Origin of the sequence: Bacillus cereus group sp. BfR-BA-01311, from assembly GCF_022664295.1 — a bacterium.
GTDB lineage: Bacteria > Bacillota > Bacilli > Bacillales > Bacillaceae_G > Bacillus_A > Bacillus_A cereus.
The window spans coordinates 375,407-394,226 of sequence record NZ_JAKUHC010000004.1 but is presented as its reverse complement, the minus strand read 5'-3'; the positions used below and the strand labels follow the sequence as shown (position 1 = coordinate 394,226).

The window sequence follows — 18,820 nt, the reverse complement described above, 5'->3', positions numbered from 1 at the left end:
TAGTTAAATATTTCTCGTTTTAATCAAAATAATTATGAGTTGATTTGGAGTTGAATACAATGGAGGAAAATCATTATAAATGGAGTAATAAACAATTACGAGAACATGTTGAAGTACTAGATGGTAAGAGAAGCACACACATATTATTAAAGAATGCAACATATTTAAATTCCTATATGCGCGAGTGGATGACAGCGAACATTTGGATATATAATGATCGAATTGTATACGTAGGGGAGCAGCTGCCAGAGCAATTAATGGAGTGTGAAGTTGTTGATTGCGAAGGAAAGTATGTCGTACCCAGTTACATAGAACCGCATGCACATCCGTATCAGTTGTATAACCCAGAGACGTTAGCGAATTATGCGATGCAGTTTGGGACAACAACTTTTATTAATGATAATTTAACTTTATTTTTCACATTAAAGCGTGAAGAAGCATTTCGTTTATTAGATGAATTCAAAAAGATTCCAGCAAGTATGTATTGGTGGTGCCGTTTTGATGGACAAACTGAATTGCAAAACAGGGAATCTTTGTTTAATCGTGAAGAAATAATAGAGTGGCTGCAGCATGAAGCGGTTCTTCAAGGCGGCGAGCTAACAGCATGGCCAAAACTATTACATGGCGATGATGAAATGTTAAATTGGGTGCAGGAAACGAAGCAATTGCAGAAAAAAGTAGAAGGACATTTCCCAGGAGCATCTGAAACGACTTTAGCGAAGTTAAAACTGTTAGGTACAGATTGTGATCATGAAGCGATGACAGGTCAAGAAGCGTTAACTCGTCTTATGCAAGGTTACACTGTTTCTCTTAGAAATTCTTCCATCCGACCGGATTTAGAAGTTTTACTGAAAGAATTGCTGGAATTAGGTGTGAAACAATTTGATAGATTCATTTTTACAACAGACGGTTCACATCCATCCTTTTATGAAAACGGAATGACAAATCGGTTGATAGAAATAGCAATAGAGCAAGGAGTGCCAGTAATAGATGCATACGATATGGCAAGTTATAATATTGCTCGTTATTATAATATGGAACATGTACATGGTTCGATTGCGACAGGTAGAATTGCTAATATCAATATTTTAGAAAGTAAAGAAAACCCAGTACCAATCAGTGTCCTTGCAAAGGGGAAATGGGTGAAGCGTGACGGTGTAAATACACATGAAGCATTACTTATAGACTGGAGTAGATATAAAGTAACTCCATTATCATTAGATTGGTCAATAGAAAAAGAGGATATGATTTTCTCTAATAAAACGGGGATACACTTATTAAATAACGTTATTACAAAACCATATACTAGTGAAATCAATATAGACTGTGATGAATTATCCACAGATCATGATGAATGTTTCCTTATGGTGATTGCTCGTGATGGCAGTTGGCAAGTGAATATAGCTGTGAAAGGTTTTGCGAAAGAACTGGGTGGGCTTGCTAGCTCTTATTCTGGTACAGGTGACATCATTCTTATCGGAAAAAGAAAAGAAGATATGCTTACAGCTTTTCGTAGAGTAAAAGAGCTTGGCGGGGGAATGGTAATAGCTGAAAAGAATGAAGTACTACACGAAATAGCATTACCATTGCTCGGGAGTATGTCTAATTTAAAAATGAGTGAATTAATACAGGAAGAGAAACAGATGGTGAAATTACTACAAGAGCGTGGCTACGCGTATGATGATCCAGCATTTACAATTTTATTCTTTTCTGCGACGCACTTGCCTTTTATACGAGTAACACCTATAGGATTATATGATGTGAAAAGTAGTAAGGTAGTTGCCCCGCCCGTGAATTTGATAAAGCAATATTAAAAGGAAAGATCCTATAAAAATTTTATAGGATCTTTCTCATTATTAGCATAAGAATATTGTAAGCCTCAAATGATATAGTATCTAAATCATTTGAGGTGATATGTAAATATGAAAAAAATATTTTACATTTTAAGCGTATTTATTCTGTGTGTATCGATACAACACGTTGTACATTCCCAATCAGATGCACCAGAATTATCTTCGGATTGTCTCGAAGAAAGAAAAGTTAGAGATGAAAAGCATGTGAAGAATATAATACAGGACATTAAATCCACATTTAATTTAAATATTGATGAACATAGTTTTTGGGAAGTAAGTAAAAGAGATCTGGAGGCTGCTCATTTGATGTATGGTGGAAAGGAAAATGATTCTTATTATAATTCGCTAACTAAAATTTATGATAGTGGTGGATTTAGCGAACAGCCCAGCTTATTTGTGAGGGCACAAGAAGCATTTTTACTTTATAAAGAAAAAGATAATATCAATGTAATGAAACGCCTAAAACTAGACGTTGAAAAAGGGGAATGGCTCGTTATAAAAACGAAAAAGAAGAAAGGGAAAAAAGTGAAATTCAAGCTGTTGCAATGTGAAAAAGATTATATGAAAAAGAGAAATGAATAACAAAATACTTATTCATACTGTTTTTATTCAACGATATTTTGCTGTTGATGTGAAATAGAAAAAGGTAAACGAACATATTAGCTTTATGGAATATGTTTGTTTACCTTTTTTTGAGAGATTTAATAATTGGGGATTATTTACTGGCTAATGAACTTATAATATTCAATGAATTTGTTCTTCATAAACATTAGATTTTGTGTCAAATGATTTATACATTGCCGAACCACCTATGTATATTTTATTCTACAGTATTTATAAAAGAATGTTGGCTATTCATAAGAAATATGATTGGCACGGTTTTTGCTTGTATTACATGTAAGGAAGGGAGATTGTATGTAAGGAATCTGTACTCGTAATAGTATAAAACAAGCTACTATTGCATTATTAATCATAATTGTATTTATAGCGGAACTGTAAATACATACAAATAAGTGGTTTTTTTGGTTTTAAAATTCTGAATTTTCTTTTAAATTATTAGGGGGCAATGGGATGGTTAAATATTCGAAAATTTCTAAGTGGATTCTTGGTGTTGGATTAGTGACAATAACGTGTAATGGTTTGCAAATTCAAGCAGAGACAAAAGAGAAAAATGTGAAGAACGTATTACAAATGGAGCCGGTAGGAATACAGAAATCTGTTGATGAATTGGCGCACCCTTCAAAAGTACAAGAAAATGCATCTTTTACAAAACGGTTAAAATTAGCGGATTTATCACAGCGTCCACTAGCACCAACCGATAATATTAAATCGTTAGCTGAAGAAAAAAAGTATTCAATGGCTGAGTTAAATCAATTAAATAATAAACAATTAACTGATCTTCTTGTGACAATTAAATGGTATCAAATTCCGGAATTATTTCAGTTTAATAGTGATAGTCTTAAATTCTATCAAGATGATAGCCGAATGCAAGCAATTATTAATAAACTAGCAGAACAAGGACAAGCTTATACGAAAGATGATTCGAAAGGGATTGAAACATTAGTAGAAGCTCTACGTGCAGCATTTTATTTAGGTTTTTACCATGATGAATTAAGCAAACTAAATGAGCGTAGCTACCATGATAAGTGTTTACCAGCTTTAAAAACAATTGCAAAAAATCCAAATTTCAAACTTGGTACATCAGAACAAAATAAAATAATTGCATCATATGGAAAATTAATTGGAAATGCATCAGCAGATGTTGAAACGGTTTTATATGCAGGTGAAATTTTTAAACAATATAACGATAATCTTGCAACTTTCATTGAAGACCGAACAAAAGGAGACGCTATATATGAGTTGATGAAGGGAATTGACTTTGATATTCAGACGGATATGTACACGACTGGAAAAGAGCCAAAAGATACGATGTGGTTTCGGAATATCGATAACTTTATTAATGAAGTAAATCGTTTTGCACTACTTGGTACAGTAACAAATAAAAACGGATGGTTAATTAATAATGGAATTTATTATGCTGGCCGATTGGGCAAGCTTCATAGCACGCCGACAAAAGGACAACAAGTTGTTACAGATGCAATGCGAATTTACCCATATTTAGGAGAGCAATACTTTGTTGCGGCAGAACAAATTACTACAAATTATGGAGGAATAGATGCGAATGGAAAAACTGTAAATTTAGATCAAATTCGAGAAGAAGGTAAAAAGAAATATTTACCGAAAACGTATACGTTTGATGATGGAGCAATTGTCTTTAAAGCTGGGGATAAAGTTAGCGAAGAGAAAATTAAACGTCTATACTGGGCGGCAAAAGAGGTGCGTTCTCAATTTTATCGTACAGTTGGTAGCGATAAACCACTTGAAAGTGGACATGCTGATGATGTGTTAACGATGGTTATTTATAATAGCCCAGATGAGTATCAATTTAATCGTCAACTGTACGGATATGAAACGAATAATGGTGGGATTTATATTGAAGGGACAGGAACTTTCTTTACATATGAACGTACACCAGAGCAAAGTATTTATAGTCTGGAAGAATTGTTCCGCCATGAATTTACGCACTATTTACAGGGAAGGTACGAAGTTCAGGGATTATGGGGCCAAGGGGAAATGTATCAAAATGAACGTTTAACATGGTTTGAAGAAGGGAATGCAGAGTTCTTTGCAGGTGCAACGCGATTAGATAGTGTAGTACCGCGAAAAAGTATAATTGGCGGGTTATCTAATGATCCTGCAAAACGTTATACAGCATCACAAACATTAAATGCGAAATATGGAACGTGGGATTTTTATAATTATTCGTTTGCGCTGCAATCATATATGTATAATAAGCGCCCAGAAATGTTCGATAAAGTACATGATTTAATTCGCGCAAATGATGTTTCAAGTTACGATGCATACCGTGCTACATTAAGCAAAGATAATAAGTTAAATGAAGAATATCAATCTTATATGCAAATGCTTATTGATAATCGTGATAAGTATACGATTCCACAAGTATCAGATGAGTATTTAACTCAACATGATCCAAAATCGCTTTCGGACGTTACTTCAGATATTACGAATGAAGCGAAATTAAAAGATGTGAAAGTAACAAAGAATAAATCACAATTCTTTAATACATTTACACTACAGGGAACATATACAGGAAGTGTGGCTAAAGGAGAAGTTGAGGACTGGAAAGTGATGAATGAAGCAACAAATGATATGTTGAAACGTCTTTCAGGAAAAGAGTGGACTGGATATAAAACATTGACTGCTTATTTTGTAAATTACCGTGTAAATAATGCTGGGCAATTTGAATATGATGTTGTGTTTAGCGGAGTGAATACGGAAGAAGGTACGGCTGTAGAAAAAGAACCAAATAATTCATTTGAAACAGCAAACCCACTATCTTTGAATATTTTGTTAAGAGGAACCTTGAGCGATCAAGATCAGGGGGATAAATTTGTTATTGATGTAAAGGATCAAAAAGATTTACAAATTTCTGTTACGAACGAACAAAATCTTGGACTGAACTGGGTATTATATTCTGAATCAGATTTAAATAATTATGTAGCTTATGCAACAAAACGTGATGGAAACAAATTGCTTGGAAATTATAATGCAAAGCCAGGGAAATATTACTTAAGTGTATATAAGTATGGTGGTGGAACAGGGAATTATACGGTACAAGTAAAATAGTTTACTATAGTTTGTTTTGAAAGGCTACTTATCGCATTTTTTAGCGAAATAAAGTATGTAATGTTAAACATTAAACTAAGCCAACATATCCCTGTTCTAATTATAGAACAGGGATATGTTGGCTTTATATTTTCAAATTAAATAACCTCATTGGATTTTGACAAGAAAATAATTAATATAGATTTGAATTCTCATTCGTAAAGCATGTTTTAATCTTCTTAATGCTCTTTCATTTTTGTCTCAATGCTTGTTTTCAAATCAGTTGATACTTGATTGAAATACCCCAAAACGATCTCCCTAATATCATCGGATATAACTTTCAAATCACTAGCTAAGTTTTCAGCGAGATGTTCTTTTTCTATTGGCTGTAACTTCGTATAAAATTCACCAGCCTGCGTAAAGTCATCCTGTTTCATTATAGAAGTTCTTTCAAGTTTACCTTCAACGTACCTTCCTTCACCGGTTGTAATTTGATTAGCAGGTGTCCAATCTTGCTGCTGGTTAATCGTTAATTTGCGAAATTCTGGACCAATTCTTCTTCTTTGTGAATCACTGTAAATGTTAGCGCGCCCTTGCAGCATTTTATCATCTGATAGTTCTGCACCATCCAGTAAATTAGAAGGAGAGAATGCGACCTTTTCTACTTGTTCCATAAAATTTTCAGGATTTTTATTTAATACCATTTTCCCGACTGGTATGAGAGGATACGTCTGTTCATCCCATACTTTTGTGTCATCTAAAGGATCATAAGAAAGGTGCGCTTCATCTTTCGGATCCATGAGCTGGACGTATAAACCATACTCCACTGGTTTACCATTTTCAATAGCATCATATAAATCTTTCCCGCTATAATCAGGATTTTCAGCAGCTAATTTAATTGCTTCTTTACTAGTAATGTACTGTACACCTTCAAATGGGTACCAATGATACTTTACATACTTTCGATTACCTTCCGCATTTCTCCATACATATGTATTAACACTATGTCCTGGAATGTGGCGAAGACTTTTGGCCGTACCATTATTAGAGTATAAACGGACAACAAAATGAATAGATTCAGGTGCTTTAGCGACAAAACTCCAAAATCTATTAGGGTCTATTAAGTTATTTTTAGGTGAAGGCAATAATGCTTGAATCGTTTCAGGGAAACGCATTGGATCACGGACAGAAAAAACAGGAATGTGATTACATAAAAGGTCAAAAATGCCTTCTTTTGAATAAAATTTTGTGGAAAAACCGCGTACATTTCTAGCAGTATCCGGTGTTCCTTTCGTACTAACAGCTAACGAAAATCGAACCATAACAGGAACTTTCTCATTAGAATTTTGTAAAAAACTTAATTTAGTATGTTCAGACATCGAATATATCGTTTGAAAATAACCGAACGCACCAAATCCTTTTACATGAACAGGTCTTTCTAAAATTTTTTCATGAATAAATTGTTGTAATGACTCATGCAGTACACTATCTTGCTCTAGTACAGGTCCACGTGAACCAACTGTTTGAGAGTGAAATTTAGCTGGTTCAGTAAGTTCTCGATGTTTATTAAAGTCTTCTTCTAATAATTCTTTCCTATGTTTATCATATTTTTCATTCATCGATATAGCCTCCAAATTTTTTCGTCGATTGTTACTAAATATGATTTTATAGTCTCGATTATGTATGACATACAAAGTTCAAAGCAGTAACATACCGCTAGATGAAAAAAACACATATGTAGTGGACCTGTTGAAATAGAAGAAATTATGGAAAAATGAATATCGGGAAGAGAAAGCACACGTTTTAATAAAAAATGTGGAAGAAAACCACTATTAAAATTTCAATCTTAAAACTTAATTTATAAACGATTATATAGAGAATAAACGTTAAAAAAGGAAAAATAACTAGGAGGAATTTAACATGTCGGATTGGTTTCAATTAGATAAAGAATATATGATGTCTACATATTGTCGGACAGAGGTTGCAATGGAAAGAGGAGAAGGATGTAAACTATATGATGTAGATGGTAAAGAGTATTTAGATTTATTTTCTGGCGTAGGAGTAAATGTACTAGGATACAATCATCCTAAAATTGTACAAACGACAATGGAGCAAGTTGTGAAATCGTTGCATTTACCGTTTCATTTCTTAAACCCAGTTGCAATTGAGTATGCAAAGAAATTAGTAGGGTGTACTTTAAAAAGCGGAAAAGTCTTTTTTACAAACTCTGGTACGGAAGCGACAGAAACGACATTAAAATTAATTGATAAATATAGATCTATTGCGAATGAGGAGCGTGACGGAGTAGTTGTGTTAAAAGATAGTTTTCACGGGAGGACGTTAGGAGCACTACATTTTACGAGACAAGAAAAGGTATATCAAAATTTCCCTAAAACATCTATTCCTGTATACGAAGTAGAGAGTGAGAATATAGACCAATTAGAGGAGACCATTATTAAAGAAAAACCAATTGCGATTATGCTAGAGCCTGTTTTAGGAAGTGGGGGAATTTATCCTTTATCAAGTAAATATTTGCATGGTGTTCAAAATTTATGTGAAAAATATAATGTACTTCTTGTCGTTGATGAAGTTCAAAGTGGTATGGGTCGAACGGGAAAACTATTTGCTTATCAAAATTTTAATATCACACCGGACATTATTCAAATTGGTAAAGGAGCAGGAGGCGGGATACCGCTAGGAGGAATTATTGTAGGTGAAAAGTTATGTGATGTATTTTCACCAGGAGATCACGGGACAACGTTTGCTCATTCATCAATGGGAACAGCTTTAGGTTTAACGGTATTAAATACATTACTTGATGAGGGGTTAATGCAAGAAGCTTATGAAACGTCACTATATTTGAATGACAAACTGCAAGACATTCAGAAAGAAAATTCTTATTATATACAGGAAGTGCGTCATGCTGGCATGATGTTTGGAATTAGTCTGAATGATACGAATGAAAATGTGAAGAAATTACAGGTTGAGCTAATGAATAAAGGAATGTTAGTCGATGTAACAAAAGGGAATATTATTCGATTACTTCCGCCGTATATTATTACGAAAGAGGAAATTGACGCATTTATGAATCAGTTTATTATTTGTTTAGATAAAGTTGCTGCTGTAGTAAGTGCTTAAAAATTAAAGCTATATTTTATATAAAGTGCACTCTAATTGTTGGGGATAGTTTACAATTGGGGTGCATTTTTTATAGTTGAATTTTGTAAAATACAGTCGTTTGTATATGATAACGGAAAAATAGAAGGAATTTCGTTATATTTGAGTGGTGAAGAAAAGGGAAAGTAAGTATAAAGATAGTAGATAAAGCGGGTGGTTTAAATAACTAATGATAGAACGTTTTGAAAATAATAGCATACGAATATATATATGATAAGAATGAGGTGATATATTGGAAAATAATGATATTCAATTTACTTCTTTACAAATGCGAACTGATAGATTTGGGTGGGCTGGTATTCAATATACAAATAAAAAGCAAGCCATCTTATATACTCGAAACGGAGGAGTAGAATGGGATGTTGTTAACCCTCTAAATTCAATTGTAATATTTGGATATCCAATAAATGCTCGAAGCTCTTGGGCATATGGTTTAACAAAAAAGAATGATGATTTATTACCCGCTATATTTTATACAGTTAATAGAGGGGAAAAATGGAGTGAGTTTATATTACCAATTGAAGAAGAGTGGGAGAAATCGACGGATGTTCAAGTACAATTGCATGCCGCGAATATGGATAGTATATGGATTGTATTGTCTAGAAAGCTTGCATCAAATAAATTTGAACATAATTTATACTATATGAAAATGAAAGGGAGAGTATGGAAAGTAATTAAAAATATAAGTATTAGTGATAGTATTTCAGGAATAACATTTATAAACGAGTTAGTTGGATTTATTTCATTACACAAACAATATGAAACATCAGCGGTATTTAAAACAATAGATGGTGGGGCAAGTTGGCAGCCTATAAAAGATATTCCAAGTCTTGAAGGAAGTAATAATGAGACTTCTATGGCTTATAAAGCAATCTATAAAAATAACTTGTTAGTAATACCAACTAAAATGAATAATGATGTATTTTTAATGAATTACTCATTTGATAAGGGGAATTCGTGGCATATTTCAAATAAAACAATAAATACTAGTAAAGCGGCTGTTTCTTTTTTTAGTTCCTATTATGGCTGGGTTATAAATAGTGAACATGGAAGTGTATATCAAATAATAAAAAAAGGAGCAAAATGGATAAAGGTATCAAGTAATCCATTGTTGAAAAATGTATTTTGTTTACATTTTTTTAATCGGCGTAAAGGTTGGGCTTGTAATAAAAAAGAAATATTTACTACAACGGATAGAGGTATAACATGGAAAAAGGTTGTATATAAAATTAATGATATTTATAAATTAGTGTAAAAGAGTCCTAAAGAAATTAGGACTTTTTTTATTTTTAAATGGTGAGAGTTGTAACAGACAACGATAAGAGGAGGGATACAAGTGTAGAGATTATATTTTCAAAAATAGACGTTTGTTTTCACACAGTATAATTCACTTTTGAATATGTTAATAAAGTAGCAAATTCATAGGAAATGGCAATAATTAACATTTTATGTCACATGATGTGTAAAGGGGGCGTGTAATGAAATCGTTAACGGTTATTATTTTGTACAGTGAAAGAGAGCAAATATTAGAAGAGTCAATTCAATCTATATGGAAGCTAAATCCTCTTGAAATTATAATTTTCGTTCCTAACGATAGAAGTAATTTGTATGAAATAGCAAAGAAACATAAATGTCATATTGTTTTTATGGACAAATATAGTAAGCATTATGATGGATATGGAGCTTGTATAAAGGCAGCAAAAGGAGAAGTTTTATTATTTTTAGATGGCAATTTTTCATTATCCACAAATGAAATGCAGAGATTTATTGAGCCAATTGTTACAAATCAAGCCGATGTAGTTTTAAATAAAATAGATAAATTGATAGAAATAGGTAAATGTCCAAATATGGATATTGTATGGAGAAAAATGTTAAATGAAATTTTAAGTCGACCAGATTTAAAAAGCAATTCAATACTTTCGTTACCATATGCGCTTACGAAGGAAGTAGTGGAAAATATCGGCTTTAATTATATGGAAGATATCGTTCTATCTCATATGAAGATTGTGAATCAAGGGTGGCGGATTAACGATCAATATGCAATCAATACGTTATCTAAAGATGAGACTATAGAGGAAGGAGGATATTTAATAAAAAAAGAGTTATCCAAAAATGAAAAAGAGAAAGTAGAAAGATATTTACGCGGTATAGCTAAATGGATAGAGAAAAAAGGAAGAAGAGTAGGGTTTACTGATGCAGGAAAAAGAAGAGATATTGTTCAAAAACTAGGTGAATGTAAGCGATACCCTTCCTATCATCAAGGGTGGGGAATGCATTCTTCAATTTATGATGGGAAGCAACTTTCTGTCATTATACCAGTACAAAATGAAGAAGAGACTATAGAACAAGTAATACTTGAGGCGAGAAAAATAGAACCACTAGAAATCATCGTCGTTGTAAATGGTTCGACAGATCAAACGGCTAATATTGCTAAAAGACTTGGTGTTACTATTATTGAATATAACGAACGACTTGGTCATAATGTTGGACGTGCTATTGGAGCGCTTGAAGCTACAGGAGATATTCTTTTATTTATTGATGGTGATTTTAGTGTTTCAGGAAGTAATTTGCATCATTTTACAAAAGCAGTTTCAGCTGGTGTAGACATAGCATTAAATGATTTGAATCCGATGTTACACCCTCCGTTTTATGTCGTAGACGTCGTAAAATATATGCTTAATTTAGCATATAATCGTCCAGAATTAAGCAATGGCTCATTAGTAGCAATTCCACATGCTATGAGTAGATCATGTTTAGATGCAATAGGGTGGGAAACTTTACTATGCCCTAGTCTTGCACAAGTAAAAGCTATATTACAAGGATATAGGGTAGAATGTGTTCATTATGTTGATGTTGTAAAACCGAATAGAATTCGTTTAAAGGAAAATGTAAGTCACAATGGGCATCCTCCAGCAGTATTAAGAATAATTGGTGATCACGTTGAAGCTCTCTCTTACTTGATAGAACAACTCGAAATGGATGGAAAGGGTGATTAAACTGTTAGACCAGTATAAAATAATTAACATTTCATATGAACAATTATGGCAAATGGATTTTCAAATTACAGAACCATTTATACTCAAGGTTGATTGGGATAAAGTAACGTATGAATTTTTAATTCGTATTAAGCCCGATGCTTCTAACACTATTGTTTTTGGATCCGGAGCAGGTGGGTTTCAAGAACAGCCAATTGGTCCACCTATTTTTCATCGACATTCTTGGATGGATGAATTTGAAGATACTGTTATATATTATAATGACCCTACGTTATATCTTGGAAAATTATCTTTAGGTTGGGGACAGGGAGAGTTAAATAGATTTTATTTACAAGATATAGCAAATATTTTAGAAATAGTATTTGTAAAGTTAAAAGTTGATTCGAAAAATGTGTTGTTTTATGGCAGTTCTGGGGGAGGATTTATGTCTTTAATTTTAGCTGGATTCGTTAAGGGCTCCACAGCTTTCATTAATAATCCTCAAACAAATTTATTAAAATGGATACCTGTACCAATAAATCTAGTTTTCGATTTGTCTTATCCAAATTTATCAAGAGAAGAAGTTGAAGAGAAATTTGGCGAAAGAATTAATGTTGTGAAATTTTTTAATCACATTAAATATGTACCGAATATTTATTTTTTGCAAAATTTCGCGTGTGAATTTGATGTTCAAAATCATTTGCTACCATTTATTTCCGAATTAGAGCAACTTGATAAAGACACGGAAGTAAATCAAATTATAATTGACTTATATTTTGATAAAAAAGCAGGGCATGCAGCTGTAGGTAAGAGTGAAACAATTGAATATATAAAAAAAGTAAAACCTAATCAGACTATAAAAGAAGAACAAAAAGAAGTGGACCTATCAGTCGTTATAGTTTTAGGAGAAGATAAATCAAAATTGAATCAAATTTTAAATAAAGTGCAGCATATAAAACCACTAGAAATTATTATTGTAGCTGATGATAGAATGAGTGCGATACAATCTATACCAACATTTGTTGAAAGTAACGTTGTTGTGATTGAAGAGAAAAGTAAATGGAAAGCACCAGTTCATGGGGCAAAAGTCGCCAATGGTGATGTAGTCTTATTTTTAAATGGAGAAGATGTTATTTTTTCGGTAGAATTAGAACGATTTATAGAACCGCTACTAAAAAAGGAACAGGATGTAATTTTAAATAATATAGACTCGGTTTGTTTTGAAAAGATGAGAGTAGAATGGCCAAGCATTGCTATGGTGTATAGAAAAATAGTAAACGATGTATTGGGGCGTATGGATTTAAAATATGATTCGATGTTATCTATGCCATATGCTATTACTAAAAAAGCAATTGAAGACATTGGATATGATATCTTGCAGAACCCTATTCTGTCCCAAGTAACTCTTATTGAGAAAGGGTGGCGAGTACACACTTCTTCAGCAATCACTAAAACCTCTTTAAATGCAAATCATACCTCTTTTTATAGAAATAAACTAACTAAGTTAGAAGTACGTGAGATTAATGAGAATGTAAAAGCTTTAGAGAGTTGGTTACAAGGAAAAGATGATAGAGGTAATTATACAGATGGAGGAAGAAAAAGAGAAGTTATAGAGCAACTAAAAAAACAGAAGAATTATTCACGTTTTCATAAAGGATGGGGAATGAATTCCTCTATTTATAATGGAAAACAGTTATCTATTATTATACCAGCACAAAATGAAGAAACAACGATTAAAGAAGTTATTCTTGAGGCAAGAAAAATTGAACCGAAAGAAATAATTGTTGTCATTAATGGATCAACAGATCAAACAGAAGCAATTGCTAAGCAATTAGGAGCTACAGTAATTGTTTATGAAGAAAGATTAGGGCATGATGTAGGACGGGCAATTGGTGCACAAGAAGCCACAGGGGATATACTTCTCTTTATTGATGCTGATTTTGCTATTCCAGCAAAAGATCTTCATCCGTTAACACAGGCTGTTACAGATGGTGTTGATATAGCTTTAAATGATTTAAATTTAAATCTTAGATTTCCTTTATACATTGTAAATTTATATAAATATATGTTGAATATTGCCTGTAACCGTAAAGATTTAGGGGTGGGATCCACAATTGCTGTTCCTCATGCTATTAGTAGAAAATGTTTAGAGGGAATCGGCTGGGATACACTTCACACATCGTGTGTTGCGCAAGTAAAGGCAATATTAGAAGGATATAAAGTTGAATGTGTCCATTTTGTAGATGTAATGAAACCTAATCGTATTCGGCCACAAGAGCATTTTGCCACGATAGGACATCCACCAGCTGTATTAAGAATTACTGGGGATCATTTAGAAGGATTTTCGTATTTATTGAAGAACAAGGATTTTAAAGACTTATTTTAAAAGGTAAATTTGTCTATTGAATGAGTAACCTAAACATTTCATTTATGCAACTTGACGATATTTAGTATTGCAATGAAACTGAAATCAAAAATTTTTATTATTTTTAGCTTAGGTACAAGTGAAGAGCATGTTTCACTGACTGATAATAAATGAACAAGTAACCAAAAGGTAAAGGCTTCTTTATATATATGAAGGAGCTTTTATCTTTTTTATTTTATGTATGGAAAGTAAAGAGTGAATAAAGTTGTAACAATATTATTATTTGTGAATAAATTGATATTAGATATAAGAAAGGAGGAAATATCTTGTCTTGCATCAATAAAAGTTGTTTTAATATTTGTTTAGAAACTAAAGTCAATCCAAATGGTGGGGCAGAAATATTCGTAAGGTGCAATGATGAATGTTCATCTAATTTTAATGTAATACCGTTTATTGCATGTGTTTCTATTTCAGTAAAGGATGATTTGAGTTTTTTAGTTGATTTAGATAGTTTAATAAAACGTTAATTTTTTATGGAACTAATAGTGAAATAACATCTAATTTATAAAATTTAGTAAGAGAGTCGTGTCCGAATTTAACTAACTGCATATATTGTTAAGAGAAAGGAGGGAGAGTTATGGCATGTACTACGAATAATGTTTGTTTTGATGTATGTCTTAAAATTACAATTACCCCTGGTAGTGGAATTGACGCTGTAGTGGATTGTGGGGGGGCATGTGGGACAAGTCCTACAATTGTAATTAGTCCTAGTGGATCAATTGTAATTACTTTACCATTGGTTGCATGTTTCTCAATTACACTAAACGATGATTTAAGTGTTGTATCTTCATTAACAAGCCTCTCTTTTCAAACTTCCTAAGAAAATCAAGAAATGAAAAGCCTGCTTTCTACTTTTTCTTTTGAACTAATGTAAAAATAAAAAAGATGGTTACAAACCATCTTTTTTATTTTGCTATATATTTAAATTGAATTTATATATTATTTGGTGGTAAGAATATACAATTAAAAGCATTCAGTGTCTCCTTTTTGTTCGAGGAGGTAAGAAATTGCCTCTATATGATCACCAATGATTTGCTGTGTTGCTAATGAAAGGTAGCCTTCCTCAGAGAAGTGTTTTTTGGGTCGAACTCGATTTATCTTGTCAACGTCGACAGAATGGGCTTTTTGTATATGCAAGCCTGCTAAAATTGTTTTAACTTGACTTAAGGTTGGTGAAAGAAGTGAATCAAACCCAATTATATCAATGCATTTTCGACTAAAAGCATGAGGGACAGCAATTGTGGATCCCATACCTAAATCTTTTCGATTACATGCTAAATTAACAGCATACTTACATGCAGTCACGATAGTATAAGGAAGACGATACATGTAGTAGTGCTCTAATTTATTTAAAGCTAAATCGGTTCCATTTTGAACAGATTGTACAAATGGTAATAAATCAGAACTAGGAATTAAGAAATCACCATCAATAAATAATAATATATCACCTTTTGCAAAATATGCACCAACGGCACGTCCGGTATCAATGCCGAGTGCTTCTTTGTAAGTAATAACTGTTGCACCGCAATTCTTCGCCAATTCCTCTGTTGTATCTGTTGATCCATTAACAATAATGATGATTTCTAAAGGTTTTAATTTCTGCACCTCAAAAATGATAGATTCTATCGTTTTTTCTTCATTTTGAACAGGGATAATGATGGATAATTGTTTATTTCCATAAGTATTTGAATAAAACTCTTTACCTGTAATTATTTTAGGTATAGCTCTTTGTTCGCCGTTTTGAAGTTCTAAAATAATATCCCGTCTTCGATTATTATCAGTATAGTTTCCTCTTGGATCTTGTAATATATTTACCCAATTTTCAATTGCTTCTAGGTGGTAACGAATGAGTTGTTTTGAGGGGAAGGAGGGAATTTGCGGTATAGAAATTTTAAAATGATTGCTAATGCGAAATTTATTTTTAATAATTTTCATTTGTGCCAGTATCGGATTTAATAAACTTTCTGGAGTAATTGCTTCAAGAGTTTCTTTTGTTATTGCATAGGGAGGAAATAATAATGAGTTAACATGTAAATCTGGACGATGAAAAAAATGATTCGTAACTTGCTGCCAAATCATTTCTATAGTGGGCTTTTGCTTTTGATAAAAAAAATCATCTAAATTGTTTAATACTACGTCAGCTGATTCGTCTAGTAATGGTTGAAGAAATGGTATAAGTAAGGAAGGGTGAATAATGTAATTTGCATCTAAAAATAAGAGGTACTTACCCTTTGCTTTTTTGGCACCAATTACATAACAATTATTTGATTCTATCGGTTCTTCTAATGTGATAATTTCACAATTGTAAGATTGTGCAGTATCAATGGAATCATCGATACATCCGTTAATAGTAAGGATGATTTCTAAAGGCTGTAGTTGTTCACAGGCTTTCAAAATTTCAGGTAAAACTCTTATGTTATGCTGTATACGAATAATAATAGAAATCGGATTTTTACACATAAGTAGTCTCCTTTTTAATCAGAGGTAGTTATTAATAAGGTTAGATAAAATAGGAGATATATATTTTATTATATACGTAACGACTATTTAGTTTTATCAGATTTAAAATTTTCATTACTTGAATTCGAACCTTTATTTATTCCAGAAGCGAGTAAATTATTGAGAACGCTAAGGTCTAATTGCATAGGGATTGAGTTTTCGGATGGAGTTTTCTCATTTTCTTTTTTGGTAGTTAATATAGTCTTTATATTTTTTATTTCTTTATATTGCTTTAAGGTAATGAAAAATCCAGAAATAATTAAGAGAAAAGAAACAGTAGCAAGTAAAAGCATTATTTCCAACATAAAATAGCCTCCTTTAAATCTATAATAATACTATAGTTGAATGTAATAAGACAAAATTCGAGCTAATGAGTTCACTTTTTAAATATATGCAAATCTTTAGTAAAAGTTACTGATTTCCAGGTTAAAGGAAGCAATTATAGAAACGTTATAAATATAAATAAATTAAAGTTTCATTTGTAGTGTAAAGGTATGTATTATATAAGCTAAACGTCATTTTATAACAAGTTAAATAGGGTGTAATTTTATATAAAAAGAGCATTTAATTGGACAAATAATTAATTATGTGAAATAATAATAACAGATAAGGATACGTTGCTTTTCCTTAAGTGCTTCGAATTAATTTTATTCAATAAGAGAAGGTGTGCTTAAAGAAGTTAAATTAAATAAGGAGCTGTTTTATTATATGCAACAAAATAATGATTTAAATTTTGAGCCGCAAGACGTTAATATTGTCAATCCTAAACAAGCCAGGAAAGCAGTAATTGCTACTGGTATAGGGAACGCAATGGAGTGGTTTGACTTCGGATTATACGCGTATTTAGCGGTAATTTTAAGTCAATTATTCTTCTCAGGTGTTGATAATAGTGGATTGCAACTTGTACTTACATTCGGTACATTTGCAGCAGCCTTTCTCGTTCGACCAATCGGAGGTGTATTCTTTGGTAGAATAGGAGATAAGTACGGCCGAAAAATCGTGTTAAGTACTACTATTATTTTAATGGCACTTTCTACATTATTCATCGCATTACTACCAACCTATGAACAAATTGGTGTATGGGCACCAATACTACTTTTAGTTGCCCGAATGATTCAAGGCTTCTCTACAGGCGGCGAATATTCAGGTGCAATGGTTTATATCGCAGAATCTTCTCCAGATAAAAAGCGTGGTATACTCGGTAGTGGTCTTGAAATTGGAACACTCTCAGGTTACATTGCTGCATCGGTAATTGTTACCATTTTGACGTTATTGTTAACAGATGAGCAAATGCTCAGCTGGGGATGGCGTATTCCGTTCTTAATAGCTGCACCAATTGGTTTGGTCGGTTTATACTTACGCCGTCATCTAGATGAATCTCCAATCTTTGAAGAGATGGAAAAAGCACAAGAGGAATCTGAAGACAATGAACAATTTTCATTCATGGATATTATTAAATATCACAAAAAAGACTTCTTATTAAGCACAGTAATTGTCGCCTTCTTTAATATTACAAATTATATGATTCTTTCGTATATTCCTTCTTATCTAACTCAAGTACTTAAAGTCGAAGAAACAACAGGTTTATTAATTATTTCTATTACGATGGCACTTATGATTCCACTAGCACTATATTTCGGTAAATTAAGTGATAAAATTGGTAATAAACGCGTTGTGCAAATTGGTTTACTTGGTTTAACTGTATTTGCAATTCCAGCATTTTTACTAATAGGTAACGGACATATTGCAGCTATATTTGCAGGTATTTTCGTACTAGGTTTCTTCTTAAGTGTATATGAAGGAACATTACCTTCATTATTACCATCACTCTTTTTCACTGATGTACGTTATCGAGCACTTTCGATCTCATTTAATATTTCTGTATCGATATTCGGTGGAACAACACCGCTTGTATGTTCATACTTAGTTCATGCAACTGGTAACCCGCTCGCACCGGCATTTTATTTAGCAGGTGTAAGTATTATTGGATTAGTTGTATTTAGTGTACTATTCGTTACAACTTCAGGGCGTGCGCTAAAAGGTTCATATCCTACAGTAGAAACGAAAAAAGAAGCACACCAAATCGCTAAAGAAGACCCTGAAGAAACACTTTGGTGGCATGAAGAGTCATTAGAAATTGAAGCAGGGAAGAATGCTTCCATTTAAAAAGCAACGTAGAAGTACAAAAAGACTCCTATGAATAT

At 32.6% G+C, this 18,820-nt stretch carries 13 protein-coding genes; 10 read left to right on the top strand and 3 right to left on the bottom strand.

Features of this window, described 5'->3' with window-relative positions; genetic code table 11:
• Positions 1 to 59 precede the first annotated feature (59 nt).
• The 3 genes from MR136_RS12630 to colA all read left to right on the top strand — a co-directional run bounded on the left by MR136_RS12630 (position 60) and on the right by colA (position 5,561).
• Entirely contained in the window at positions 60 to 1,814 is a 1,755-nt protein-coding gene (locus tag MR136_RS12630) for an adenine deaminase (protein WP_078421530.1), read from the top strand.
• A gap of 108 nt (positions 1,815 to 1,922) precedes the next feature.
• The gene (locus MR136_RS12625; protein ID WP_000719372.1) at positions 1,923 to 2,435 is read left to right on the top strand and encodes a hypothetical protein; all 513 of its coding nucleotides are present in this window, start codon (positions 1,923 to 1,925) and stop codon (positions 2,433 to 2,435) included.
• Positions 2,436 to 2,924: 489 nt separating this feature from the next.
• A complete protein-coding gene (colA, locus tag MR136_RS12620) occupies positions 2,925 to 5,561 on the top strand; it encodes a collagenase ColA (RefSeq protein WP_088338900.1) in 2,637 nt (878 codons plus the stop codon).
• A 218-nt stretch (positions 5,562 to 5,779) separates the two neighbouring features.
• On the opposite strand, the gene MR136_RS12615 is transcribed toward colA, so the two are convergent.
• The gene (locus MR136_RS12615; RefSeq protein WP_001003610.1) at positions 5,780 to 7,159 is read right to left on the bottom strand and encodes a catalase; all 1,380 of its coding nucleotides are present in this window, start codon (positions 7,157 to 7,159) and stop codon (positions 5,780 to 5,782) included.
• 301 nt (positions 7,160 to 7,460) lie between these two features.
• On the opposite strand from MR136_RS12615, the gene MR136_RS12610 reads away from it, so the two are divergent.
• The 6 genes from MR136_RS12610 (at position 7,461) to MR136_RS12585 (ending at position 14,937) form a co-directional block, all read left to right on the top strand.
• Complete coding sequence (locus MR136_RS12610; RefSeq protein ID WP_078421356.1) at positions 7,461 to 8,678, top strand: aspartate aminotransferase family protein; 1,218 nt, start codon at positions 7,461 to 7,463, stop codon at positions 8,676 to 8,678.
• A gap of 271 nt (positions 8,679 to 8,949) precedes the next feature.
• Positions 8,950 to 9,972 carry a WD40/YVTN/BNR-like repeat-containing protein gene (locus MR136_RS12605; RefSeq protein WP_078421357.1) on the top strand — a complete coding sequence of 341 codons (1,023 nt, stop codon included), beginning with the start codon at positions 8,950 to 8,952 and terminating at the stop codon, positions 9,970 to 9,972.
• A 223-nt stretch (positions 9,973 to 10,195) separates the two neighbouring features.
• Entirely contained in the window at positions 10,196 to 11,713 is a 1,518-nt protein-coding gene (locus tag MR136_RS12600) for a glycosyltransferase family 2 protein (protein WP_078421358.1), read from the top strand.
• A gap of 52 nt (positions 11,714 to 11,765) precedes the next feature.
• Positions 11,766 to 14,078, top strand: coding sequence for a glycosyltransferase (locus tag MR136_RS12595; protein WP_135277891.1), 2,313 nt, complete (start codon positions 11,766 to 11,768; stop codon positions 14,076 to 14,078).
• 305 nt (positions 14,079 to 14,383) lie between these two features.
• On the top strand, positions 14,384 to 14,584 hold the full coding sequence (locus MR136_RS12590; protein WP_001277651.1) for a hypothetical protein: 201 nt from the start codon (positions 14,384 to 14,386) through the stop codon (positions 14,582 to 14,584).
• Between the two features lie 110 nt (positions 14,585 to 14,694).
• Positions 14,695 to 14,937, top strand: coding sequence for a hypothetical protein (locus tag MR136_RS12585; protein WP_000752466.1), 243 nt, complete (start codon positions 14,695 to 14,697; stop codon positions 14,935 to 14,937).
• Positions 14,938 to 15,080: 143 nt separating this feature from the next.
• Here the strand turns inward: MR136_RS12585 and MR136_RS12580 are convergent, their stop codons facing one another.
• Both MR136_RS12580 and MR136_RS12575 read right to left on the bottom strand, forming a co-directional pair.
• Positions 15,081 to 16,577, bottom strand: coding sequence for a glycosyltransferase (locus MR136_RS12580; RefSeq protein WP_078421360.1), 1,497 nt, complete (start codon positions 16,575 to 16,577; stop codon positions 15,081 to 15,083).
• A gap of 83 nt (positions 16,578 to 16,660) precedes the next feature.
• The gene (locus MR136_RS12575) at positions 16,661 to 16,921 is read right to left on the bottom strand and encodes a hypothetical protein (protein WP_000890040.1); all 261 of its coding nucleotides are present in this window, start codon (positions 16,919 to 16,921) and stop codon (positions 16,661 to 16,663) included.
• A gap of 403 nt (positions 16,922 to 17,324) precedes the next feature.
• Between MR136_RS12575 and MR136_RS12570 the strand changes: the two genes are divergently transcribed.
• Complete coding sequence (locus MR136_RS12570; protein WP_001186926.1) at positions 17,325 to 18,782, top strand: MFS transporter; 1,458 nt, start codon at positions 17,325 to 17,327, stop codon at positions 18,780 to 18,782.
• Positions 18,783 to 18,820 lie beyond the last annotated feature (38 nt).